The sequence below is a fragment of the Marinobacter lutaoensis genome, assembly GCF_001981305.1.
Classification (GTDB): Bacteria; Pseudomonadota; Gammaproteobacteria; order Pseudomonadales; family Oleiphilaceae; genus Marinobacter; species Marinobacter lutaoensis.
On sequence record NZ_MSCW01000003.1, the window covers coordinates 51261 to 75973 of the forward strand.

22 protein-coding genes and 1 riboswitch are annotated in these 24713 nt (G+C 63.0%); of the genes, 9 read left to right on the plus strand and 13 right to left on the minus strand.

The features are described from left to right. Positions 1 to 5: 5 nt before the first annotated feature. From BTO32_RS04195 to BTO32_RS04205, 3 genes are all read left to right on the plus strand, one after another. On the plus strand, positions 6 to 929 hold the full coding sequence (locus BTO32_RS04195) for a branched-chain amino acid transaminase (protein ID WP_076723201.1): 924 nt from the start codon (positions 6 to 8) through the stop codon (positions 927 to 929). A 68-nt stretch (positions 930 to 997) separates the two neighbouring features. Next, positions 998 to 2101: an ELM1/GtrOC1 family putative glycosyltransferase gene (locus BTO32_RS04200; protein ID WP_076723202.1), complete on the plus strand. Its 1104-nt coding sequence runs from the start codon at positions 998 to 1000 to the stop codon at positions 2099 to 2101. Between the two features lie 92 nt (positions 2102 to 2193). After that, entirely contained in the window at positions 2194 to 2703 is a 510-nt protein-coding gene (locus BTO32_RS04205) for a hypothetical protein (RefSeq protein ID WP_076723203.1), read from the plus strand. Position 2704: 1 nt separating this feature from the next. On the opposite strand, the gene BTO32_RS04210 is transcribed toward BTO32_RS04205, so the two are convergent. The 11 genes from BTO32_RS04210 to lpxL form a co-directional block, all read right to left on the minus strand. Continuing rightward, positions 2705 to 4066 (minus strand): O-antigen ligase family protein, encoded by a 1362-nt coding sequence (locus tag BTO32_RS04210; protein WP_175618635.1) that lies wholly within the window; start codon positions 4064 to 4066, stop codon positions 2705 to 2707. A 36-nt stretch (positions 4067 to 4102) separates the two neighbouring features. Continuing rightward, a complete protein-coding gene (locus BTO32_RS04215; protein ID WP_076723205.1) occupies positions 4103 to 5200 on the minus strand; it encodes a glycosyltransferase family 4 protein in 1098 nt (365 codons plus the stop codon). Positions 5201 to 5215: 15 nt separating this feature from the next. After that, on the minus strand, positions 5216 to 6343 hold the full coding sequence (gene wecB, locus BTO32_RS04220) for a non-hydrolyzing UDP-N-acetylglucosamine 2-epimerase (protein ID WP_076723206.1): 1128 nt from the start codon (positions 6341 to 6343) through the stop codon (positions 5216 to 5218). Positions 6344 to 6419: 76 nt separating this feature from the next. Continuing rightward, a complete protein-coding gene (locus BTO32_RS04225) occupies positions 6420 to 7241 on the minus strand; it encodes a glycosyltransferase family 25 protein (protein ID WP_076723207.1) in 822 nt (273 codons plus the stop codon). After that, complete coding sequence (locus BTO32_RS04230; protein WP_076723208.1) at positions 7238 to 8290, minus strand: glycosyltransferase; 1053 nt, start codon at positions 8288 to 8290, stop codon at positions 7238 to 7240. The genes BTO32_RS04225 and BTO32_RS04230 overlap by 4 nt, the downstream gene beginning before the upstream one ends. Further along, positions 8287 to 9039, minus strand: coding sequence for a YrbL family protein (locus tag BTO32_RS04235; protein WP_076723209.1), 753 nt, complete (start codon positions 9037 to 9039; stop codon positions 8287 to 8289). Before BTO32_RS04235 ends, BTO32_RS04230 begins: the two co-directional genes overlap by 4 nt. Further along, positions 9036 to 10076, minus strand: coding sequence for a glycosyltransferase family protein (locus BTO32_RS04240; protein ID WP_076723210.1), 1041 nt, complete (start codon positions 10074 to 10076; stop codon positions 9036 to 9038). Before BTO32_RS04240 ends, BTO32_RS04235 begins: the two co-directional genes overlap by 4 nt. 61 nt (positions 10077 to 10137) lie before the next feature. Continuing rightward, positions 10138 to 11238: a glycosyltransferase family 4 protein gene (locus BTO32_RS04245; protein ID WP_076723211.1), complete on the minus strand. Its 1101-nt coding sequence runs from the start codon at positions 11236 to 11238 to the stop codon at positions 10138 to 10140. Next, positions 11235 to 12170 carry a mitochondrial fission ELM1 family protein gene (locus BTO32_RS04250; protein WP_076723212.1) on the minus strand — a complete coding sequence of 312 codons (936 nt, stop codon included), beginning with the start codon at positions 12168 to 12170 and terminating at the stop codon, positions 11235 to 11237. Before BTO32_RS04250 ends, BTO32_RS04245 begins: the two co-directional genes overlap by 4 nt. Positions 12171 to 12201: 31 nt before the next feature. After that, positions 12202 to 13107 (minus strand): lysophospholipid acyltransferase family protein, encoded by a 906-nt coding sequence (locus BTO32_RS04255; protein ID WP_076723213.1) that lies wholly within the window; start codon positions 13105 to 13107, stop codon positions 12202 to 12204. Positions 13108 to 13218: 111 nt separating this feature from the next. Further along, entirely contained in the window at positions 13219 to 14187 is a 969-nt protein-coding gene (lpxL, locus tag BTO32_RS04260) for an LpxL/LpxP family Kdo(2)-lipid IV(A) lauroyl/palmitoleoyl acyltransferase (protein WP_076723214.1), read from the minus strand. Positions 14188 to 14288: 101 nt separating this feature from the next. Between lpxL and waaA the strand changes: the two genes are divergently transcribed. Beyond that, positions 14289 to 15542, plus strand: coding sequence for a lipid IV(A) 3-deoxy-D-manno-octulosonic acid transferase (gene waaA / locus BTO32_RS04265; RefSeq protein WP_076723215.1), 1254 nt, complete (start codon positions 14289 to 14291; stop codon positions 15540 to 15542). Between the two features lie 46 nt (positions 15543 to 15588). On the opposite strand, the gene BTO32_RS04270 is transcribed toward waaA, so the two are convergent. Beyond that, positions 15589 to 16947: a TolC family outer membrane protein gene (locus BTO32_RS04270; RefSeq protein ID WP_076723216.1), complete on the minus strand. Its 1359-nt coding sequence runs from the start codon at positions 16945 to 16947 to the stop codon at positions 15589 to 15591. 177 nt (positions 16948 to 17124) lie between these two features. Continuing rightward, positions 17125 to 17238, plus strand: a riboswitch (TPP riboswitch). A gap of 94 nt (positions 17239 to 17332) precedes the next feature. Between BTO32_RS04270 and thiC the strand changes: the two genes are divergently transcribed. The 4 genes from thiC to cpdA all read left to right on the plus strand — a co-directional run bounded on the left by thiC (position 17333) and on the right by cpdA (position 21391). Next, complete coding sequence (thiC, locus tag BTO32_RS04275; RefSeq protein ID WP_076723217.1) at positions 17333 to 19210, plus strand: phosphomethylpyrimidine synthase ThiC; 1878 nt, start codon at positions 17333 to 17335, stop codon at positions 19208 to 19210. Between the two features lie 108 nt (positions 19211 to 19318). Then, a complete protein-coding gene (locus BTO32_RS04280; RefSeq protein WP_076723218.1) occupies positions 19319 to 19939 on the plus strand; it encodes an NUDIX domain-containing protein in 621 nt (206 codons plus the stop codon). Beyond that, positions 19936 to 20421, plus strand: a complete 486-nt coding sequence (locus BTO32_RS04285) for a DUF1249 domain-containing protein (RefSeq protein WP_076723219.1) — start codon at positions 19936 to 19938, stop codon at positions 20419 to 20421. Before BTO32_RS04280 ends, BTO32_RS04285 begins: the two co-directional genes overlap by 4 nt. A gap of 163 nt (positions 20422 to 20584) precedes the next feature. Next, a complete protein-coding gene (cpdA, locus tag BTO32_RS04290) occupies positions 20585 to 21391 on the plus strand; it encodes a 3',5'-cyclic-AMP phosphodiesterase (RefSeq protein ID WP_076723220.1) in 807 nt (268 codons plus the stop codon). Here cpdA and metE read toward each other — a convergent pair. Beyond that, entirely contained in the window at positions 21385 to 23700 is a 2316-nt protein-coding gene (metE, locus tag BTO32_RS04295; protein WP_076723221.1) for a 5-methyltetrahydropteroyltriglutamate--homocysteine S-methyltransferase, read from the minus strand. The two genes, cpdA and metE, sit on opposite strands and share 7 nt — an antisense overlap. Positions 23701 to 23819: 119 nt before the next feature. Between metE and BTO32_RS04300 the strand changes: the two genes are divergently transcribed. Next, positions 23820 to 24713, plus strand: coding sequence for a LysR family transcriptional regulator (locus BTO32_RS04300; RefSeq protein ID WP_076723222.1), 894 nt, complete (start codon positions 23820 to 23822; stop codon positions 24711 to 24713).

Here is a 24713-nt window from a genome sequence, read left to right on the forward strand (position 1 = left end):
TCAGAATGTCGATGGCTGATCGCGATGGCCTTATCTGGCTCGATGGCGAAATGGTTCCCTGGCGGGAAGCCAAAACCCATGTGCTGACTCATACCCTGCATTATGGACTTGGGTGTTTTGAAGGTGTGCGAGCCTATAACACCGCGAACGGCCCGGCAATTTTCCGGCTCCAGGAGCATACGGACCGGCTGTTCCGCTCCGCCCATATCCTCAACATGAAGATGCCGTTCACCAAGGACGACGTGAACGAGGCCCAGCGCGCCGCGGTGCGCGAGAACAACCTGGATGAGGCGTACCTGCGCCCGATGGTGTTCCTCGGTTCCGAGGGCATGGGGTTGCGCGCCGATAACCTGAAGGTCCACGTGATGGTGGCGGCCTGGAGCTGGCCCTCCTACATGTCTCCGGAAGCCCGGGAGCGGGGAATCAAGGTTCGGACCTCCTCCTACACGCGGCACCACGTCAACATCACCATGTGCAAGGCCAAGGCCAACGGCAATTACATCAACTCCATGCTGGCGCTGAACGAAGCCATTGCCTGCGGTTGCGACGAGGCACTGCTGCTGGACAACGAGGGGTACGTTGCCGAGGGCTCCGGGGAAAACATCTTCATCCTGAGGGACGGGGTTCTGCACACGCCAGAGCTCACCTCCTGCCTTGAGGGGATCACCCGCGCGACCATCATCGAATTCGCCCGCGAACTGGGCATCCCGGTGCGCGAGCGGCGCATTACCCGTGACGAAATCTACATCGCGGACGAAGCCTTCTTTACCGGCACCGCGGCCGAAGTGCTGCCGATCCGGGAGCTGGACGGCCGGGTGATCGGCGCCGGCAAGCGGGGCCCGCTGACCGAGAAGTTGCAGGCCATGTACTTCGATGCCGTCAAGGGGCGGAGTGACCAGTTTGGCCACTGGCTCACATTGGTCCACTGAGCGAAGCCGCTGGCGGTTCTCTGGATTCACAGTCGGCTGAAACCGCACTCACGTGGTGCGGTTTTTTTATGCCGCTGTACCAGGGGCTGGCGGGCCGGGGAAATCTGGTGATGGGGACGGTGGTGAAAGGGACGGTGTTTATACTTCAGTCGAGGCACCATGGCAGCAATCAGCAGCTGGCGGCCATCGCGAAGTCTATCTTTCCGGAACATACGGTGATGAGGCAGCGGTTCGAACTGCGTTCACGATCCAAGCTGTTTCGTCTTTTCTGTCGGCTTTTGGTCCGTCTGAAACGGTCGACCGGAGGTATTCGACCGTTTGCAGCGGTCCTGTCCTGGCTGGCGCTCAGGCACGGTTATGTCCGGGTGACGGATCGGGACGTCATTATCGCCAAGACACCTCCCTTTGAGTACCCGGCCATGATTCTCGGCGCGGGCACCGGGGCGAGAACCGTCTTTCTGGGAGCGCCAAGGCATTTCTCAACACGGGATTTCGACACCGTCGTGTCGACGCCCTCCACGTTCTGCGCGGATGCAGACATCGTGCTGGAAACCTTGCCGACCGAGGTATACGGGGCGCCGGCCAAAGCCACGATGCCGGATCGGACTTCAACGCCTGTCTGGTCGTTGATCGTGGGGGGAGATGCCAAAGGCTATCACTACGGGGAGGAATTTTTCCGGTTGCTCTGCCAGGAAATGGAGCGGCTCTCCCGCGCGCTGGGGATACAATGGATCGTCAGTACCTCGCCCAGAACCGGTGCCACGGCGGAGACGACCTTGATGGCGTTCGCCAGACAGCATCCTGAGTGGGTGGACGAGCTTGTTGTCTGGGGGCGGGGCGACCGGTCCGGGTTGCGCGACCTGCTCGGTCGTTCCGACACTGTCCTGATCACGGAGGACAGTGCTTCCATGGTGTCCGAAGCGGTCAACCAGAGGTTGCGAACGGTATGCCTGAGGCCGGAAGGGGCAGGGTTCAACAGCCTGATCACCCCGTTGCTGGAGTCTCTCGAAAGGAATCAGCGGGTACTGCGAGTCGATCTGGGCCAATTGTCCGGCCTGAAAGCCCGTGACCTAATGACATTCGAGTTCAGAAGCACGGCATTGATCCCCAAAAAACCGTGCTGTGGGGCGTGGGGGAGTCCCTTCGGGATGTGGCGGACCCGGAGCCGATAAACCATCTGCCATTTCTTGAATGGAGCTGCCGGGACCGGAATCGGGTTGTCGACGATACGCACTTTGTCCCCTGCTGCAGCTGCCTTCACCGCATGCTGGACAGCCCGGTTACCTCCCAGAATACCCTGCTGTTCCTAAACGCGGACCCCAAGGTCTCCGGGGAAGGCGAACTTGCCGAGCTGGCCACAGTTGCCCGACACCGGGGCTGGGAGCTGCTGTACAACAACTGCGCGGAGCAAGCCTTTTCCGAAGCCCTGGCCCGGTCGAAATCGATCGTCACAAACTCCTATCATGGTGCCTATTGGGGGCTGCTGTCCGGAAGAACCGTGGCCCTGATTGGCTATTCATCCAAGTTTCATAGCTTGTTTTCAGGCTTGGGTCTCCCCCCGGAAAAGGTCGTGCAGTACGATCGCGGGGATGAACGGGCGCTGGTGACGACGTTGCGGGGACTGGAGCTGGAGGCCTCCGGCGCCTGTCTGCCGGACCCTGAGGCGGTGAGACGCGCGTTCAGGGCGCGGAACAAGGCATTTGCCGATCGCCTCGTTGCCAGAAAAATTCTTGCCGGCTACCGGTTCTCCGCAAGGGTGCCGCAGCCGGAGTAAGTCAAGCATCCGTGGTTCGGTTCGTAGACGGCCACTTCCGGTCTGCCTGCATGCGCCATATGCGGGTCACCATGCCGCCGATCACCAGGGCAAAGGCATATTGCCCGGTGGAATAGTACATATAGGACTCGGTAAGGTTGATGGTCAGCCAGTATATGGAAAACGCGAGCAGGAACAGGAACATCTCGCTGCTCATGTAATCCTGTCGCCAGGCTTGCCATGCCCGGACCAGTGTCCACCCCAGGATCCCCAGAAACAGAGCCAGCCCAAGCAGGCCGAAGTTCACCAGGGTGTCTACATAGGTACTGTGCAGATGGCCGGTTTTGGCCATAAACCAGTCGGGCAGGTTGGGGGAGTGCTCAAGGACGAGGCCGCGCCCATTGCCGCCCCAACCTATCAGCGGGCGGTCCAGAATCCAGGGAATGGCGGCTTTCCAGCTGTTGGTGCGGTAGGAAATGCTGGAAAACTCGTCGTCTTTGAGCTTCAGCGACGCCAGCCCCTCGATGATTTCGTGTTCTGCTTGGAGTCGTTTCTCGATGACCGGTTCGAGCGTGTAGACGGCCAGGGCTGTGAGGCATATCAGGCCACTGAGCGTGGCCAGGAGCATGCGCGCCTTGTACTGAGGCGGCATCCGGCATATCCAGACCAGGAAGCCAATGAAATAAAGGCAGAGCGCGGCGAACACTCCGATCCACACCGCCCGCGTCTGGCTGATCACCACGGCGGTGCCAAAAACGACAAGGGCCGCCACCCAACCCAGCGTGCGGGCCCATTGCCATCGGCCTGGCGTCAGTATCTTCCGTGTGTAAGCGAGGATTCCCAGAAAAACCGTGCCCGTGAGCATGCCGGTGTGCTGGGCATTGTTGAGGCCAAAGTCGACCCGTGCACCATTGAGCCCGTTCAGCCATTCCTGGATGCCGTCTCCCCGAACCCATGGTGTAACCAGCAGGGCCAGGCCGGCCAGGCTCCAGACCGCCAGGGTCCAGGAACTTTTGCCCCTCAGCAGCCAGGCCACGGCGATAAAGACGCACCAGTTGGTCAGTCGATGGACTTTGGGAGAGCTTTCGGCCCACTGGGGGTGATCGAGCCAGGACAGGCCCCACGAGGCCAGTACAATGACGAGGGCCGAGATCAGGAAGAGGGCCGGTGCGCTCCGTCTGAGTGTGCCGCCAAACAGGCAGAAGCCACCCCATCCCATGAGCAGCAGCAGGGGCTTGAGATACCGGGCGGCGTCCTCCGAGAGAAGATACGTGGCGCTGAAGGCGGCGAGAATCAACAACCCGGCCAGTCGGATGAGCCGCTCCCGGGTGACGGGGGGGGCTGGAGGGGGGGCAGTGTTGATGGTCATGATGTTGTTCGGCATGGTTTGGGACATTGGGGGTGATTGCGGCCAATCCGGCTACCGCAGTTGTTGGTAGGCGTGAAGTGTACGGCCGGCGATGGCCTGCCAGGAAAATTCCTCGACGGCCCGCTGACGGCTTCGTGCCCCCATCCGCGCGCACAGACTCGGATCGGCGGCCAGTGTTTGGATGGCCTGGGCAAGCTGGTCCGGCCGCCTGGGCTCGACCAGCAAGCCGTTGTCGTCGTGGCGCAGGATCGCGGGAATTCCGCCGACACGGGTCCCTACCAGGGGCAGACCGCACGCCATGGCTTCCAGGCCAGCAATGCTGGTGGCTTCCAGTAGGGAAGGCAGCACGGAAAGGTTGCTGGCCCGGTAGAGATCAGGCATGTCGCTGTTGGCGACGCCGCCAAGCATGTGCAGCTGTTCCTGCTTGCCCGCATCCCGGATGATCTGCTCGAAGGCTTGGCGTTCACTGCCGTCACCCGCGACGATCAGGTGAAGCCCAGGGTGGTCGAGCTGTGCAAATGCCCGTGCGAGGTAGAGCACGCCGTTTTTTTCATACAGCCGACGGGCCAGGGTGACCACGAACGCGTCCCTGGGAATGCCAAGCCGCGTGCGCAGCTGGGACTCGCCCGGTGAGAATTTTTCGACGTCGACACCGTTGGCGATGAAGGTCACCGGCTTGGTGTATCCGCAACGGCGCGTGGCCTCGGCAAGCTCTTCACTGGGAGCCAGTGCCAGGTCGGCAACCTGAAGCTGGGCGGCCATTTTGTCGAGCACTTTCTGCCCCTGGTGCACTCTTTTCAGAAAGGACGAGGTGTGATTGGTGAACACGACGGGAAGGTTCAGGCCCGCACAGGCCTTCAGCGGCCTCATGCCGTGAACGTGGAGGATATCGATCGGTGACTGGCGATGGAGTCGTTGTATGTGGCGCCTGAGCTGCCAGTCATAGAGCCAGTGGCTGTTGGCCAAACGGACTCGGTGAACGTGAATTCCATCCAGGTTCTCTTCCCGTTGTGTGCGCGTGTCTTTCCAGCGGGTCAGCACGTGCACGTCGTGTCCCTGCTGGGCGAGCGCCCGGCCCAGCTCGTGTACGTGGGTCTGAACGCCGCCAATGCTGGGCGGAAACTCATTTGTCAGCATGACAATTTTCATCGGGGCCTCCCATGGTTACTGCGACATGGATACGAGGTGAGAGACGATGCGGTCCGCGGCGTGTCCGTCTCCATAGGGGTTATGGGCAACGGACATCCGCTCGTAGGCTGCGGCGTCAAGCATCAGACGCTCGGTTTCGCTCACGATCCGCGCGGCATTCGTGCCGACCAGTTGGACGGTTCCGGCCGCCACCGCCTCTGGGCGCTCGGTGGTCTCCCGCATAACCAGAACCGGCTTGCCCAGTGACGGTGCTTCCTCCTGAATGCCTCCGGAGTCGGTCAGAACCAGGGTGGCCTGTTGCATCAGATACACGAAAGGCAAGTAGTCCAGGGGCTCGATCAGGTGCACATTGGCCAGTCCCGAGAGCCAGTCGTGCACGGGTTGCCGGACGTTGGGGTTGAGGTGTACCGGATACACGATCGCCAGGTCTGGGTGGCGTGTCGCCAGTTCCCGCAAGGCCTGGCAGATGCTCTGAAAGCCGGTACCGAAGTTCTCCCGACGGTGTCCGGTTACCAACAGCAGATGGCGATGGGGCGGGATCTGGTCGAGGCCGATGGCTGTGCGGCATGTTCGCCGCAATGCGTCTTGCCGGTTGAGTGTGTCCACCGTATGAAGCAGGGCGTCGATCACGGTATTGCCGGTGACGAGAATGGTTTCGGGAGCAACGCCTTCCCGGGCAAGGTTGTCCGCTGCGTTGGGGGTTGGGGCAAAATGCAGATTGGCCAGACGGCCGACGATGCGCCGGTTCATTTCTTCCGGCCAGGGGGCGTAGATGTTGCCGGTGCGCAGTCCGGCTTCTACGTGAAACACCGGAATCTGCTGATAGTAGGCGGCGAGGCTGGCGGCCATCGTTGTGGTGGTGTCGCCGTGCACGCCCACCCAGTCCGGACGTTCCTGCGTGAGAACTTCTCTCAGGCCCACCAGAACACCGGCGGTGATATCGGTGAGATCCTGATTCGGCCTCATCAGGTTCAGATCATGGTCTACCGGGATGTCAAACAGGGCGAGGACCTGGTCCAGCATTTGGCGGTGCTGCGCCGTGACGCACACACGCACTTCACAATCCGTGTCCCGCAGGCGGTTGATCACGGGGGCCATCTTGATGGCTTCGGGGCGGGTACCGAAAACGAGCATGATTTTCATAGGTGCTACCGTATTATTGCAAGGCTTATGGTGGTGATGCCTGGGAACTGTAGAGTGAAGTTGACCCGAAGAACATTCAGCGTCGTATTCTGGCACTGCGCCCCATGGATCTTTCTGGGAAGGTGGCGGGGTAATATTCGTTGCGATTTACGGTTAAATGCCAATGGCGGCCTAGGCTGAAAAGACCTTTGGCTAAGGGGTGTAACCAGTAATAATAGAGAGGGACGCGGGCTCGTTTTTCGTTGGATTTCTGGATTGAGGAGGCACTCTGGTTGTCCTCAAAAACCAAGTGCGGCTCGACTCCAAAAACTCTCAGGCCGTGCTCCCAGAAATGGTCATAGAATTTGTCAATTGGTTCACGAATCCTGCTGCCATAGCGGAGAACCTTATCCATACCGGCTCGGTTGATAAAGTATGCCTGAGTGCCCAACCACCCCCTTTCCGGACGAACCAAGTGGTGGCATCCCTTCCCCAGAGGCTGGATGATTTTTCGCTTGCGGATTTTGAGCCCCATAAGGCGAACCATTTCAATATGTTCCGGAAGCTGTTCAATCTCGGCCATAATGTGAGCAAAGTTGGGCTCAAGTCTGACATCATCTTCCAGAATGCATATGGCTCGTTCGTCCGCCGCTAACGCCTGTTTGATCAGGCGCAGGTGGGAGAGATAACAGCCGACTTCTGCTGAAGTCAGGTCGCACAGACGTTTGAGCCGGGAGCGGAATCTGGCAATCTCCTCTCCTGGTTCCAGCTCCGGCATAGATCTGCGTCCATCCACCGCCTGAAAGATTCGGGGATGAATGCCCTGATCCTCAAGTGAGCTGACAAGCGCACGGGTACGCTCAGAGTTCGGGGTGAGAGTGATGATCCAGTAGCGCGTTTTTGTGGATGCTTCTGTCATTTCCGATGAACCTGGTGGTAGAAATCAAGATACTGCTGAACAACAACCGCCTGGCTGTATTTTTTCCAGTACAGATCCCGGGCATTGGTGACCAGCTGCTGCGCCTGTTGTGGGTGATCCAGCAGGGTCTGAATGGCTTTGGCCAGGGGCTCCGGTTCGTCCACCGGTGTAACCAGACCGGTCTGGCCGGAGTCAATCAGCTCCCCGGGCCCCTGTGAATTGGTGGCGACAATGGGACATTCGTGAGCCCAGGACTCCATCACAATAGAGCCCAGTCCCTCGTGCCGGGAGGGGCAGACAAACAGATCTGCGGTGCGCATCAGGCGGGTGACATCGTTGCGCCAGCCCAGAAAGCGGACACGATCCTCCAGTTTCAGCTCTGCGCACAGTGTTTTCAGTGACTCTTCTTCCGGCCCACTGCCGGCCAGCCACAGAATGGCATCCGGGACGCGGGTCATGGCCTGAAGGAGGATGTCGAATCCCTTGTTCACATGCAGGCGTCCGGCGGCCAGGATCAAAGGCCGGTCCGCGGGCGTGTTGAAACTGTCCCGGGGCAGGGGGGCTACCGGTGTTTCATCGGCGAAGTTGGGGATGTGAAAGACCCGCTCCGCAGGCATGCCTCCTTGGATGAGGTGGTCGCAGATGCCGCGGGAAATACCGACCCAGTAGTCAGCGTGGCGGTAGTACTTCAGGTTGTAGTAATGGCCCAGGCGGCAGATCAGGGTGTAGTCCCCGGGCGGGGTACTGATGCTGGCCCGGTTCATCCAGGTCATGACGATATCCGGGCGGAAGCGGCGCAGAGCCCGGCGATAGCGCAGGCGTCCGAAAACGTCCAGGGAACCGCCAAAGCGGAAGCCTTCAACGGGAACACCGGCGGATGCCAGGGCATCCATGCGATGCTGGTGCGCCCGGATAAAGGCTTTCTGCCCCAGGTGGCCGCTGGCTTGAAGGCCACTGACTAGGCGGACAAAAAAGTTTTCGGCGCCACCCCGGGCCGCACCGGCCAGCACCTGGGCAACACGTAAATGGGGATTGTGAATCTGATTCATGAAGAAGCTTTGTCTCCGGGTTGCTCCATGTATTCCTGGTTTTCTGGAGACAGATCTTCGCCTTGGGCGCGTCCATCGTGTAGCAGTAGCCCGTGGTAACCGGGAAACTCGCCCTGGCCACGCTGGTTCAGCAGATCTCTGATTCGCTTGTGCAGATTGGTGACCTTTCTGCCTGCCTTGTGATGCTGGACAGCACCCGGTAGCCAGCGAAACGGAATCAGGCCGGCGTTGCCTAGTCCATCAATGACCACCAGTCGCATTATCTGACCATCGGCGCCCTTTTGTACCACGATATTGTGTAACAGCAGGTCCCGGGACGGGACGGCTTCTCTCTGCCAGAAATGGCCCAGTTGGCTGATGGCTTTCTGGCAGTCTTCGGTCAAGCCGTTGTCCCAAAGATATTTCTTGAGCGTTTCTGAAATGGAGCCATTGGCATCCCGGATCAGTTCCGATACCAGTCCGGCGCCAAGGTCCGTATCGGTGAATCCATAGCAGCGACTGACATGCTGAAAAATCCGGTCACCGTAGCGTCGCTCAAAAATGGTCATGACCCTGAATTCTTCCCGGTTGTCATCAAAGCTGGACAGGGGTTTTAAGTTTTTCGGGAAACCCTTCTTGCGGCGGCGATCGGCCAGCGAAAAGTCTGGCCGCCGGACCTTGATACAGCGGTCCGGGTGGTTCGGATGTACGAAACACAGCCGGTTGCCGCCCTGGGCGAAGGGTTTCTGTGTCTTTAGGACCAGGGTCATTTCAAGCTGCCGTCCAGGTTGATATCGCGGGCCCAGACATAGTCGTGGCTGAACGGCTGCAACAGGGACGCTTCGACGATGTACTGGGCATAGAGGGTGGCGTTGATTTCCGTATGGAAAAAATCCCGTGCCCGGGCAGCCCAGGCTTGGCGCTTGGCGTCGTCGTGGTGGAACTCCCGGATTTTGGCCAGCAGGTCGTCCCGGTCGTTGAAGTAGACAATGCTCTCCGGCGGCATCAGCTCGTCGAACCGGGGACCGCTGTGGGTAAACTGCAGAATGCCGTTGCCGGCGAGCTGTGCCATGCGGGCCGAGGAGTACCAATAGTGCCCTTCCTGCCGGTTCAGGTTGAGGCCCATGCGGGTGCGGGCCAGCGCCCGGTCGTAATCGCGCCCCCAGACCGGCGGCTCACCGAAGCTGCCGAAGGTCTTGAAGTTCAGTTCATCACCCAGCGTGTCCTTAAGCCATTTGACCAGCTCCAGGCGCTTGGTGAAGTTCGTGCTGTTGCTGCAGAACAGCAGGTCGATATCCAGATCGGTGCGTTCGGCATTGTTCATGCACTCGATGGCCGGGTCGACCGGGTTGGGCATATGGTAGACGCGGGCACCGAGGCCCTCGAACATGGTCAGCTCGCGGCGGCCGGTGGATACGAATACTGCATCTGTGACTGACGCCCGGTGTTTGATCCGTTCCACGTTGTCGGGCACAAACAGGGGATCGTTGTTGCAGTGGACGATGGTCACCGACGGATTGCGCTTGCGGATCTCGGCCAGGGTGTCGTTGCTGATGATGTCGCAGTGGCCGGCAATGACCAGATCCGGCTCAACCGCTTCCACGGTTTCCAGCAGTTTCTGATTGGCCTTTTTCCGGCCCAGATCACGGATGCCGAACGGCGCTTCAAAGGCGGCCACATCGCGGTCACTGAATACGGAAACAAAGTGGTTGTTCCGGATCAGGCCGTTGGTCAGCTTCTGCGCCCAGCTGACCCGTGTTTTGCCGTAGCGTCGGAGCTGTTGATAGGCAATGTGCAGTACTCGCATGGAATGGCGCATCCTGTGATCTGGAAAAGGCGTAGTTTAGCAATTGGCGAGGATGGGGTCATTAGGGTTCCCCGAGGGCACGGCGGTAGACATCCAGGGTCGCCTCGACTTGGTGTTCCAGGCGGAATTCCGGCTGGATTTCGATTCGGGGAGACTGCCCCAGCAGCGCCTGGACCTTTCCTGCAAACGCGCCCAGGTCATCCGGGGGAACCAGGCCGTCGGGGAAGCACGCCGACAGTGACTCCGCCGCGCCGCCCCGGTTGAAGGCCACCACCGGGGTGCCCACGGCCAGGGCTTCGGTCAGGGTGCGACCAAAGGGTTCCGGTTTGCTGGACATGTGGCAGACCACATCCGCCAGACGGTAGAACTGGGCGATGTCGGAACGGTGGCCGGTGAAGGTGACATGGGCACCCAGCCCCAGGGCCTGGGCCCGGGCCTCAAGTTCGGCCCGGTAAGCTTCTTTTGTGGGTTCGGCACCGCCCACGACCACGCCGTGCACCCCGGGCGCCTGTTTGACCAGCCGCGCCATCATCTCCAGAAACGTCTCCTGACCTTTCCAGCGGGTCAGTCGGCCGGGCATCAGCACCAGCTTCCGGTCCCTGAATTGGGGGTAGTCCCGGTAAAGTGCGGCGACCCACTCAGCCGCGGGGGCGCCGGGGGAGAACGCCCGGGTATCCACGCCACGCTGGATGACGGTGATGCGGGACGGGTCCACCCGGTAGTTGTCCAGGATGTACTGCTCCACACAGCGGGAGATGGCGATCAGGTGCCGGGGGCGGGCCATGATCGCGCTGTAGGCATTGACCGAATACATGCCATGAAAGGTGCTCACCAGGGCCGGCCGCTCCCGGGCCGGCAGCTTGCGCCAAGCCAGCCACACGATCCAGGCCGGCAGGCGTGAGCGGATATGGATGACATCCGGCTTCAGGGACTGGATCAGGGCGCGCACCGGGCGGACCTGGCCGAACGACGCCAGCGATTTGCGGTGCACCGGCAGGGTAATGTGCCGGGAGCCTTCCTGCTCCAGCTGCGCTACCAGCAGGCCGCCGGACGACAGCACCAGGGACTCGTGGCCCCGCCTCACCAGTTCCCGGGCAAATTCCACGGTTCCGCGCTCGACGCCGCCGCTGTTGAGCGCGGGGAGAACCTGCAGCACTTTCATCGATGCTCCTTGTACTGTTCCAGTAGCCATTGTGCGGCCCGGTCGGCCTCCCACAGGGTGGGCCGCTGCCCCGGCTCGGTTGCCATCAACACCCGGCGTGTGCACCAGGGGGCCGCCATCCCATCGGTCAGCAGTCCCTGTACTCCGCGCGCAATCCGGCTGCCTTGGATCGGCGCAAGATCAAACAGGCCCGTGGGCAGGCCCGTGGTTATGGCTTCATATACCATGGAAACGCTGTCCGGTGTGACCCAGGCAACCCGAGACGCCGCCAGCGTTTCGGGCAGCCAGGACGGCGGCGTCTGCTGGTGGTGAAGATATTGGAGATTGGGGCGGGTCAGTGCCCGGAGCCTGTCAACCAGTTCGGCCGGGGTGCGTCGGGACGTGGTGACGGTCCAGTGCCATTCCGGGTATTCCTCGGTCAGTGTCAGCACCTGTTGATAGACGTGCGCATCGTCCCAGCGGTAGTGCCGGGAGGGGCCTCCCAGCAGCATCAGTCCCCGGGGATCGTGGACCGGTACGGTCTGGGGGACCACCGCGTTGAGGACGCCCCGGGTGACCAGAATATCCGGGCGTTGGGGGGGCTCGTCGTGGGCCGGGATGATCGCCAGGTCGCACCAAGCCAGCGGGAAGGACGGGCGCATCAGGACCACCGTCAGGGCTCCCAGCCGCCGGCATGCCAGCAGCAGTCGCTGGGTGCCCGTCCCGGCCGCAATGATCAAGTCCGGGGCGGGGGCATCGATGCCGGGGGCCCGGCCCAGCAGAGCCTGGATCAGGGAGACCGGATGATCGCTGGCGTTGATCCAGACACCGTGGGCGCCGGCCCGGGCCTGAAGTCGTTCGGCCAAGCCCCGCAGCTGGTTGCGGTGGCCCGGCTTGTTATCGGTTAGCAGCCAAACCACCGGTGCCTGGCCTTTATTTCCGTGCTCTGCCATGGGTTGCGTCGTCCTGATACCGGTGTGGGGGTCAGCAGGTGCGCCCCTGATTGTAGGGGTTGGGTTGGCCCGGTGGCCGGTGCCGCAAGCGTTTGTATTCCCACTGATACTGTGCCGGGCAGTGGCGGACCACCGCCTCGATGGAGCGGTTGAGCGCGGTGGCGGCAACCACCGGATCGTCATGGTCCAGCCCCGGTTCGGCGCGGGTTACCCGAATCCGGAACCCCTGGGCGCCGGGCAGGCGCTCGGCGTAGGTGACCAGGGCGGTGGCGCCCGTCTTGCGCATGAGTTTGTTCACCAGCGTCATGGTCAGCACGTCGATGCCGAAAAACGGCGCGTAGGCATTGGTTTTACTCCGGGGCGACTGGTCTGGAAGGATGCCCGCGACGCCACCCTCCTTCAGAATCGCCATCAGCCGGATCAGGCCCTTGCGGTCCCCCCGCACCAGCTCGGATCCCAGACGCCCGCGCACGCGAATCATGTAATCCTCCAGCTCGCGGATGTGGGGCGGGCTGTACAGGGCCGCCATTCGGTAGCGGGAGGAGAAGAACAGGCCCGCCAGCTCCCAGTTGCCCAGGTGGGGGGCCAGCAGGATCAGCCCCCGGCCAGACGCCAGGGCTTCGTCCACCAGCTCCAACCCTTCGGTTTCCCGGATCAGGCCCAGGCACTTTGCCACCGGCCACTCCCACATCAGCGGGATCTCCAGAGTGGTCATGCCAGTATGGATGAGAGACTCCCGGGAAAGCTGCCGGCTCTGGTGTTCGGACAGTTCCGGCAGGCACAGCCGGATATTGGTATCGGTCACTTTGCGGGCGTTGCCGCCCAGCCGCCAGGCAAGCAGGCCCGCCCACCGGCCGATGGTCTGGGCTACGGCCAGCGGCAACGAGCCGGCCAGTCGCAGCAGGCCAGCAACCAGAAAGTACTTCAGCTTGCTCATGGGTGATCACTAGGTCTTTTAACAGCGGGCCAGTTTAGCACAGCGCCCGGGGCGCGAACGCGGCCGGGCGTCAGGGATTTCCGGGAGCGACATCGGTCGGGGTATGCGGCCTCAACGGCGGCGTCGTTTCTTCGCCTTGCGCCCGTAAAAGCCGGGGTCGTTCCGGTTAGGTCGGGTTTTGAACCGGCGGTGCATCCACAGGTATTGATCCGGTGCCTTGCGGATTTCCTGCTCGATGATGCGGTTGATCCGGGTGGCGTCCGCCAGGTCGTCGCCGCTGGGGAAGTTCTCCAGCGCCGGGTGGAAGTAGATGTCATAGCCCGGCCGGTCCGGGTGCCGGAAATGGCTGAACGGGACCACTCGGCAGCCGCTGCGCTCGGCGATGCGGGAGGTGGCGGTGATGGTGCCGGCGGGGATGCCGAAGAACGGGGCGAACACGATGTCCTTGCGGCCGTAGTCCTGGTCGGTGGCGTACCAGACCGTGCGCCCCTGGCGCAGGCACCGGAACAGGCCGCGCAGGTCCCGTGCGCCCAGGACCGTGCCATAGCGTCGTTCTCGGGCCCGGGTCATCACGGCGTTCATCAATGGGTTGTTGTGGTCCCGCTGCATGACGTCGGCTTCGATGTACTCGGTGACCAGGCTGCCGCCCAGGTCGAGGGTGCTGTAGTGGGCCCCCAGCAGCAGGACGCCCTTCCCCTCCGCCAGTGCCTGCCGGTAGTGCTCGATGCCGTGTACCCGGGTGATACCGGTCAGCTTGGCCGGGTCGCGGAACCAGGCGATCCCCAGCTCCATCAGGCCGATGCCGTTGGCGAGAAAGCTCCTGCGTACCAGCGCGGCCTGCTCCCGCTCAGAGCGTTCGGGGAAGCACAGGCGGATGTTGATCTCCGTGATGCGCCGGCGCTCGTGGGCGAATTTCCAGGCCAGCCAGCCGGCCGCCCGGCCCAATGGCCATTGCCAGCGGATCGGCAACTGGGCCCCCAGCCACATGAGGCCGATCAGGGCCCAGGTTGGCCACCAGCGAGGATGTCGGTAAGCTGCGTAATCGGTGTTTCTGGGAAGTTTGCGGTGCTTCTTCTTCAAAACCGTGAACCTTCTGTCGACAACTCGTCTGTCCCCGGGCAAGATGCCGCCCCGGGTTGGTTTCTCGCTATGATAACGTACTGTTTTGCCGGGAGTCCTGCGTGTTCCAGTTTCTTTATTCCCAGCTTGTCCGTCTGGCCCTGCCGCTGATCTTTCTGCGCCTGTGGTGGCGGGGTCGCCGGACCCCCGAACTGCGCCGGAACTGGCGGCATCGGTTGGGGCTGGCGCCTCGGCTCCAGGGGCCGGTGGTCTGGGTTCATGCCGTTTCCGTTGGGGAAACGGTGGCCGCGGGCCCGATGGTCCGTCGGTTGCTTGAGCGGTTGCCGGAAGCCTCGGTGCTGATGACCGCGATGACCGCCACCGGCTTGGCCCAGGCGAAGCGCATGTTCGGCGACCAGGTGACCTATGCCTATGCGCCCTACGATACGCCGGGCGCGGTGCGGCGTTTTCTGAACCGTGTTCAGCCCCGCATTCTGGTGATCATGGAAACCGAAATCTGGCCCAATATGATCCGCCAGAGCCGCGTGCGAGGGGTCCCGGTGTTTCTGGTCAATGCCCGTCTGTCCGAACGCTCCGCCCGGGGCTACGAGCGCATTCGCCCGTTGGCGTTGCCGGTGATGCGGGACATCAGCTGGGTGGCGGCACAGGCAGACAGCGACGCCGAGCGGTTTCGCCGCATTGGGGTGGCACCGGACCGGGTTGACGTCACTGGCAGTGTCAAGTTTGACGTGGATATCCCGGCCGGGGTACGGGAAGCCGCCGGGCAGCTTCGGGCCCGGTTCGGTGACCGGCCAGTGTGGGTGGCGGGCAGCACACACGCCGGCGAGGAGAGCCCGGTGCTGGCGGCGCACCGGCGGCTGCTGGCGGCCCACCCCGATGCCCTGCTGATTCTGGTGCCCCGGCACCCCGAACGCTTTGACTCGGTTGCCGGCCAGGTCTCCGATCAGGGGCTGTCCCTGGCCCGTCGGAGCCGGAACCAGGACCCGGCCGGCGCTCAGGTCTACCTTGGCGATACCATGGGCGAACTGATGATGCTCTATGGCGCCAGCGACATGGCCTTTGTCGGCGGCTCCCTGGTTGACCGGGGCGGGCACAATCCGCTGGAACCGGCGGCCTGGGGCATTCCGGTGTTTTCGGGGCCACACGTATTCAACTTCGAGACGATCTATCAGCGACTGCTGGACGATGCCGCGGTGGGGATGGTGTCGGGCGCCGAGGATCTGGCGAGGCAGTTGATCGCCCTGTGCTCCGATCCGGATCGGCGGGCGGCGGCCGGGCAGCGGGCGCTGCGGGTGGTGGAGAAAAACCGGGGCGCCTTGGATAAGGTGGTGGCCGGGGTGGTGGGCCGGGTCTGACCCGCAACGGGCACGACCAGGCGGCCGTGCCCCCGGGGCGCAGAGATTACTGGGTGGGATCGTCCAGAGTGTTGTCCTCGGTGGCCAGGGCTTCGATCCCGGGTGCCGTCTCGCTCAGCCAGTTGTTCAGGGCAATGAGATCCTGCGGACTCAGGGTGCCAGCGGCCTGTTTGAGTTTGAGGGTGTTGATGACGTAATCGTAGCGGGCGTTGGCGTAGTCCCTCAGCGCCACATAGTACGCCCGCTCGGCATCCAGAACTTCCACGATGTTGCGTGTACCGACCTCGTAGCCTGCCCGGGTGGCGTCCAGGGCGCTGCGCCGGGACAGAATGGTTTTCTCCAGGGCGGAGGCGGTCTCGATGTTGTTGTTGACGGTCAGGAACAGGCTGCGGGTGTTTACGCGCACGTCCCGGCGGACGGTGTTCAGGTCCTGTTCGGCCACGGTGACCAGCGAGCGCTGCTGACGCACCCCGGCGGAGGTGCCGCCGCCGGTGTAGATGGGAACGTTCAGAGTCAGGCCGATCAGCCCCTGGGTGGCGTCACCCTGGGTCGGCCCGCCTCCGTCGATCTGGGTGTCGCCATAGGACGCGGTCAGGTCCAGAGTGGGGTAGTGGCCGGCCTTGGCGACCTTGAGACTGGCCTTGTTGGCATTGAGGGATTGCAGGGCCGCCTGGATCGACCAGTTCTGGGCCAGGGCGGTGGTTTCCCAGGCCGATGGATCCATGGGGTCGGGCCGGCCCAACGGGAATGTCTGTTTCAGGTTCTCAAGGGCTTCGGGGTATTCCCCAGTCAGGCGGGCCAGCTGTTCGCGGGCCACGTTGAGTTGGTTTTCCGCGGCGATGCGCTGGCTTTTACTGTCGTCATAGCTGGCGCGGGCCTCGTACACCTCGGTGATGGCGATAAGCCCCACATCAAAACGTTCCTGGGCCTGCTCATACTGCCGCTGGATCGCGGCCTCGGTGGCCCGGGCCGTGGTGACCGTGTCTTGGGCCCGGAGCACATTGAAGTAGGCCGAGGCGACATCCAGGATCAGCTGCTGCTGGGCCAGATTGTATTGCGCCCGAGCGGCTTCGGTCTGAAATTTGCTCGCGTCATAGCGGAACCAGGCGTCCGCCTGGAACAGCGGTTGGGTCAGTTGAACACCATAGCCGGTGGACTTGTAACTTTCATCCACCAGTTCGCCGTCGACATCGTAGTGGTCGGCTTCGGCGTAGGCACCGACTTGCGGCAGCAGCGCACTTCGGGTGACTTCACTGGCGGCTTGCTGGGCCTCGTAGCTGGCCTGGGCCGAGGCGATACCGGAATCGTAGGACAGGGCCTTTTCGTAGGTTTCGACGAGGTCCAGGGCACACACGGGATGCGCTGCCATGAGACCGATCAGTCCGGAAATCAATCGCTTTTTCATTCTTGCTCCTGAATACCTGTGCACGAAAGCGCCAGTTCAAGGGGGGCGTCGGCCGGGCTGTCATCGGCTGGGTCCGACAGGAATCCGGCAGGCTCATGGACGGCCATTATGGACAATAATTGGCCCCGGCTCTACACTTGCAAATGCCACATAAATGTAGGCATTACCGAATACGCACGCGTCTTGACGGGGTGCTGGTCGGGCCAGAAGGCCGATCGGCTGAGATTGCTTTGCAGAACCCGCGACCTGATCCGGATAATACCGGCGTAGGAAATTAAGACCCGGCACAACTCGCGACCCTGGCCCCCGGCGGCCGACCTCGCGGGAAGTTCCGACTCCGTCATGCGCGACCCGATCCATACGGCCCAAGTTCCGGGAGCGAATGATGACAGACCTGCCTTCCTTCCTCAGTGATTCCGCGAAAGTTGACTCCGCCGCCGTCGAACCCCTGCCCAACTCCAGAAAAATCTACGTGCAGGGCAGCCGGCCCGACATCCAGGTCCCCATGCGGGAGATCCGGGTGGGGGACACCCCTACAGCCATGGGCGGTGAGCGCAACCCCCCGGTGGTGGTCTACGATACCTCCGGGCCCTATACCGACCCCGAAGCCCGCATTGACCTGCGCAAGGGGCTGGCGCCGTTGCGGGCTGGCTGGATCACCGAGCGGGGGGATGTGGAAACGCTCGGGGACTACTCGTCCGAGTACACCCGCCGGCGCATGCGCGACCCGCAGCTGGATCCCCTGCGCTTTACCGAAGCCCGCAAGCCCCTGCGCGCCAAGCCCGGGTGCAATGTCACCCAGATGCACTACGCCCGCCGTGGCATCATTACTCCGGAAATGGAGTTCGTGGCGATCCGGGAGAACATGAAGCTGCAGGAGGCCCGGGAGCAGGGGTTGCTGGACCAGCAGCACCCCGGTCAGTCGTTCGGAGCCAGCCTGCCGAAGGAAATCACGCCCGAATTCGTCCGCGACGAAGTGGCCCGGGGCCGGGCCATCATTCCCGCCAACATCAACCACCCGGAATCGGAACCGATGATCATCGGCCGCAACTTCCTGGTGAAGATCAACGGCAACATCGGCAACTCCGCAGTCACCTCTTCCATCGAGGAAGAAGTGGAAAAGCTGACCTGGGGCATTCGCTGGGGGGCCGACACCATCATGGACCTGTCCACCGGCAAGAACATCCACGAAACCCGGGAGTGGATCGTGCGTAATTCACCGGTGCCGATCGGTACCGTGCCCATCTATCAGGCCCTGGAGAAGGTTGGGGGCGTGGCGGAGGACCTGACCTGGGAGATCTTCCGTGACACACTGATCGAACAGGCCGAGCAGGGCGTGGACTATTTCACCATCCACGCCGGCGTGCGCCTGCACCATGTACCGCTGACGGCCAACCGGGTCACCGGCATCGTATCCCGGGGGGGCTCGATCATGGCCAAGTGGTGCCTCGCCCATCATCGCGAGAGTTTCCTGTACGAGCACTTCGAGGACATCTGCGAGATCATGAAAGCCTACGACGTTGCCTTTAGTCTGGGCGACGGACTGCGGCCCGGCTCCATCGCGGATGCCAACGATGCCGCCCAGTTCGGTGAGCTGGAGACCCTGGGCGAGTTGACCAAGATTGCCTGGAAGCACGATGTCCAGGTGATGATCGAGGGTCCGGGACATGTGCCCATGCACCTGATCAGGGAAAACATGGAGAAGCAGCTGGCGTGTTGTGACGAGGCGCCGTTCTATACGCTCGGGCCGCTGGTGACCGATATCGCGCCCGGCTACGACCACATCACGTCCGGTATCGGCGCCGCCATGATCGGCTGGTATGGCTGCGCCATGCTCTGTTATGTCACGCCCAAGGAGCACCTGGGACTGCCGAACAAGGACGACGTCAAAACCGGCATCATCACCTACAAGATTGCGGCCCATGCCGCGGATTTGGCCAAGGGGCACCCGGGGGCTCAGATTCGTGACAATGCGCTGTCCAAGGCGCGCTTTGAATTCCGCTGGGAAGACCAGTTCAACCTCGGGCTGGATCCAGACACCGCCCGGGCCTTCCACGATGAAACCCTGCCCAAGGAGTCGGCCAAGGTGGCGCATTTCTGCTCCATGTGCGGGCCCAAGTTCTGCTCTATGCAGATCTCCCAGGAAGTGCGTGACTATGCCCGGGAAAAAGGCGTGGATGAAGCCTCGGCCGTGGATGTGGGCCTGCGGGAAAAATCCCGGGAATTTCTGGAGGGCGGCAGCAAACTGTACGACAAGGTCTGATCTTGCCCGCCGGGGCGGCCCGCGCAACGCCGGCCGCCCCGGTGCCGGCTTGCATTCCCCCGGAGCCTGAGGCTATCGTTCTGAGTCGGTTCCACGAAGGGGTGTGCGATGACCAGGCTGTTCCAGTTCGACGCCAGTGACGTCAAGATCAAAAAGCGCGAGACGGTTTTTCAGGGCTTTTTCCGGATGGACAAACTCTGGTTGACCCACCCGCGTTTCGACGGCCGCGAGATGCCGGTGTTCACCCGGGAACTGTTTGTTCGTGGTGACGCCACGTGTGTCCTGCCGTACGACCCTGTCCGGGACGAGGTGGTCCTGCTGGAACAGTTTCGCCTTGGAGCCCTGGGGCGTGACCAGTCGCCCTGGCTGTTGGAATTGGTGGCGGGCATGAACGAGGAGGGCGAGAGCCCGGAACAGGTGGCCCGGCGGGAAGGTCAGGAAGAAGCGGGCCTTACCTTTCGGCAACTGGAGCGGATCTGCGAGTATCTGGTGTCGCCCGGGGGCAGCACCGAAATGGTTCATCTGTACTGCGGCCTGGTATCCAGCGAGCATGCCGGAGGTCTGTTCGGCGTGGAGCATGAACACGAAGACATCCGCGCCCATGTGCTGGCGGCAAGCGAGGCCATGGCCATGGTGCACGACGGCCGGATCAACAATGCTGCGGCCATCATCGCCCTGCAATGGCTGGAGCTGAACCGGCCGCGGCTGCGTCGGGAGGCCGGCCAATGACCGAGTGGATCCGCCGGCCCAAACCCTATGTTCCGGACCTGCGCCAGCTGGGCGCCCTGTGTGAAGGCAACTATCAGCGGTTGCACCGGTTGCGGCAGCTGGAAGTGGCCGGTTGCCCGGTCAGCGAGTTCGAGCTGCACCGGGAGCATCTGTATCTGGGACGGGTGCGGATCCAGGTGCTGCAGACCGCCCGCTACACCGAAACCCTGTTGCTGGAGCAGACCCACAACGCCGGGCGCTGGCTGAATAACCCCGAGATGACGGTGCGGGTCTACCACGACGCCGCCATGGCGGAAGTGATCAGCTGCTACCGGGACCGCCGGATCGCCCCCGCTAACGACTACCCCAACCGTTTCATGCACCACCCGGATGAAAAGGTGCAAGTGAATGCCTTTCTGGCGGACTGGCTGGACTTTTGCCTGCGGTTTGGCCATCTGCCGATGGAACAGCCGGCCTGGTCCGCCGGTGAGGGCCTTGAGTGAGCCCCGGGAGGCGGTGTGGTCGAGTTGTCAAATCTTGCAAATTCCGGTCAAACTCCTCCCAGGAATGTGATGCCGGTGGCATTCCCGACCACGGCACGCGTGGTGTCTCGTCGTACACTGGTTATCGTTCTCACTGGACAGCAGCAGGCTAGACAGGAATCCCATGACCCGACCGGATAAGGCCCCCTCATTGCGTGTGCTCCAGATCACGGACCCTCATCTGATGGCCCGTGCCGAGGGCGCGTTGCTGGGGGTAAACACCCGGGACAGCCTGTCCGCGGTCATCGGAGAGGCTCGCCGCCACCATGGCCAGCCGGACCTGATTCTGGCCACCGGTGACCTGGCCCAGGACGGCTCGGAGGCCGCCTATCGGGTGTTTGGTGACAGCTTGGCGTGTTTCGGCAGCGATATGGCCTGGCTGGCCGGCAACCATGATGACACGGCGACGCTGGCCCGAACGGCCGCGCACTATGGCGCCGATCGGCGGCAACTGGTACGGGGTGGCTGGAACATCGTGTTGCTGGATTCCTCCGTGGCCGGTCAGGTGCACGGCGAGCTGGTGGCTCGGGAACTGACGTTTCTGGATACCGCGCTGGCGGCGGAGCCGCAGCGGCCCGCCCTGGTGGCGCTGCATCATCACCCGGTGGATATCGGGTCGGGCTGGATGGACCGGATCGGGTTGCGCAACCGGGAGGCATTCTGGGCGGTGATCGATCGTCATCCGCAGGTTCGGGTGGTTTTGTGGGGGCATGTGCACCAGGCGTTCGATGGCGAGCGTAACGGTGTCCGGCTGCTGGCGACGCCTTCCACCTGCATCCAGTTCGCCAGGGGTTCCCGGGAGTTTGCGGTGGAGCCGCTGGCTCCCGGTTACCGATGGTTGGAGCTGGCGCCGGACGGCGGCCTCGTTACCGAGGTCCGCCGCGCCGACGGGTTCCGGTTTGAACTGGACCAGAACAGCTCGGGTTACTGAACCCCAGCCTCGCAGCGATCGCGGGCCGGTGCCAGGGCTTCCTGGCGCAACCTTGCCGCCGCCGTCACCATGGCTGTGAGCGAGGGAATCACTTCCTCCCAGCGGCGGGTTTTCAGGCCGCAGTCCGGGTTGACCCAGAGGCGTTCCGGGGGAATCCGCTGAGCTGCCTTGTGCATCAGAGCCACGATGTCGTCGGCATCGGGGATGTTCGGCGAGTGGATGTCGTAGACGCCGGGCCCGATGTCGTTCGGGTAGTCGAAGCTCTGAAACGCTTCCAGCAGCTCCATGTCGGAGCGGGAGGTCTCGATGGTGATGACATCCGCGTCCATGCGCGCGATGTCCGCCAGGATGTCGTTGAACTCCGAGTAACACATGTGGGTGTGGATCTGGGTTTCGTCCCGGACACCGTTGGCCGTGATCCGGAAGGCATCGACCGCCCACTCCAGGTAGCTGGGCCAGTCCGACCGGCGCAGGGGCAGGCCTTCCCGCAGGGCCGCCTCGTCAATCTGAATGATGGTGACGCCGGCCCGTTCCAGATCCAGTACCTCCTCGCGGATGGCCAGGGCCAGTTGCCAGCAGGTTTCCGACAGGGGCTGGTCGTCGCGCACGAAGGACCAGTTCAGCATGGTCACCGGCCCGGTCAGCATGCCTTTCACCGGCTTGTCGGTCAGTGACTGGGCATAGCGGATCCAGTCCACGGTCATTGGCCGGGGCCGCGACACGTCCCCGAACAGGATAGGCGGCTTGACACACCGGGAACCGTAGGACTGCACCCAGCCTCCCTGGGTGAAGGCAAACCCCTCCAGCTGCTCGCCGAAATACTCCACCATGTCGTTGCGCTCGGCCTCGCCGTGCACCAGCACGTCCAGTCCGAGGGCTTCCTGCTCGCGGATGCAGCGGGCGATTTCCGCCTCCATGAGGCTCCGGTACTGGTCGGGGGCCAGTGTACCTTCCCGGTACTGCCGGCGCGCCTGGCGGATCTCCGGTGTCTGGGGGAAGGAGCCGATGGTGGTGGTCGGGTACAGGGGCAGGTGCAGGCGGCGTTGTTGTATCGGCTTGCGCTGGGCGTAGGGGCTCTGACGCTGGCCGTCGCGGGGGGACAGCCCGGCCAGGGCCTGGCGCACGGCGGGGTTGCGGGTGCTGGGGGCATGCCGGCGGCTATCGATGGCGCGCCGGTTCTCCGCCAGCGCTTCGTGAACGGCCTCGCGCCCCAGGTCCAGAGCCCGGGCCAAGAGTTCCAGCTCGTCCAGTTTCTGACGGGCGAACGCCAGCCAGGTGCGGACATCGGTGGCCAGGTTCTGTTCCCGGGACAGGTCGACGGGCACGTGCAGCAGCGAGCAGGAGGGGGCCAGCCAGAGGCGCTCCCCCAATCGTGCGTGGATGGGCTCAAGCCAGTCGAGTACGCGGTTCAGATCGGTTTTCCAGACATTTCGGCCATCGACCACGCCCAAGGACAGAACCTTGTGCGGGGCCAGCCAATCGGCCAGCTGGCCGGCTTCCGGCTGGGCGCTGACGGCGTCCAGGTGCAGGCCCGCCACCGGCAGCTCGCAGGCCAGTTGCAGAGTGTCCCGAAGCTGGCCGAAATAGGTGGTCAGCAGCAGTTTGGGTCGACTGGACTTGAGGTGATGGTAGGCCAGCTGGAAGGCGTGCCGCCAGGCCTCGTCCAGCTCGGTTACCAGAGCCGGTTCATCCACCTGGATCCACTCGGCGCCGGCCTCCGCCAGGGTATCCAGCAGTTCGCCGTATACCGGTAGCAGTCGGTCCAGTAGCGCCAGCCGGTCACTGTCATCCTTGCTCTTGCCCAGCCACAGATAGGTGACCGGACCGATGATCACCGGCTTCGGCCGGTGCCCCTGGGCCCGGGCCTCGGCAAACTGCTCCAGCAGACGGCGGCTGTCCAGCTGGAAGCGGGTGTCACGGGTAAACTCGGGTACGATGTAGTGATAGTTGGTGTCGAACCACTTGGTCATTTCACCCGCGGCCACGCCTTGGCCCGGCTGATCCGTGGCGCTGCGGCCCCGGGCGGCCCGGAAGTACTGGTCCAGCAGTTCCCCGCCCCGTTCCCGCACGCGTGGCGGCAGATTGCCAAGGGTGACGCTCATATCCAGGACCTGATCGTAGAGGGAAAAATCACCGACGGGCTGGAACCCGAGGCCGGCCTGGTCCTGCCAATGTTGGCGCCGAAGCTGCTCGGCGGTGGCAAGCAGCTCGGTTTCGGAGCTCTGGCCTTGCCAGTAGTGCTCCAGGGCGAACTTGAGTTCCCGCTGGGCGCCGATGCGGGGGTATCCCAGTGAATGGGTGGTGGTCATTCGGTGCTCCTGAATTGAATGGCTTGTTGGATGTCCGGGCAAGGTTAGAAAGTTCTGATCATGAATAAAAATGGTATTATTTCAGAGATCCATGACTTTCATTCATTTATGGTGCGGCAATGATCGATCGGAATCATCTGGAAATCCTGCGCGCCGTCGACGATGCCGGCTCGCTGACGGCGGCCGCCGAGACGCTGCATCTGACGCAGTCGGCGCTGAGTCACTCCATTCGCAAGCTGGAAGCATCTCTGAATACCCGGCTCTGGATTCGGGACGGTCGGCGCCTGCGCCTGACTCAGGCCGGCGAGTACCTGTTGGCGCTGGCTCGCCGGGTGTTGCCCCAGCTGGAGCATGCGGAGACGGTGGTGTCGGAAATTGCCCGGGGGCAGCGGGGGATTCTGCGGATCGGCATGGAGTGTCACCCCTGCTACCAGTGGCTGCTCAAGGTGGTCCAGCCTTACTTGGCGCAATGGCCGGATGTGGATGTCGACGTCAAACAGAAATTCCAGTTTGGCGGGATCGGTGCCCTGTTCGGCCACGACATCGACCTGCTGGTTACCCCGGACCCGCTGGACCGTCCTGGGCTCAGGTTTGAGCCTGTGTTCGATTACGAGTTGGTGCTGGCCGTTGCCCGGCAGCACCCGCTGGCGGGGCAGGACTGGGTCGGGCCGGAGGCGCTGGCGCAGGAGACTCTGATTACCTATCCGGTGCCGGTGGAACGGCTGGACATCTTCACCCGTTTCTTCCTGCCGGCCCAGGCCGGTCCGGCCCGGCACAAGGTGATTGAGACCACGGACATCATGTTGCAAATGGTGGCGGCGGGACGGGGCGTAACGGCACTGCCGGGTTGGCTGGTGGCCGAATACGGCCAGTCTTTGCCCATCGTGCCCGTGCGGCTGGGGGCCCATGGCTTGGACAAGCAGATCTTTCTGGGGCGGCGAGAACAGGACCAGGGCATCGATTACCTGGAGGCGTTCATGGCGCTGGCGCGCGCAGTTCGCTGGGACCCATAA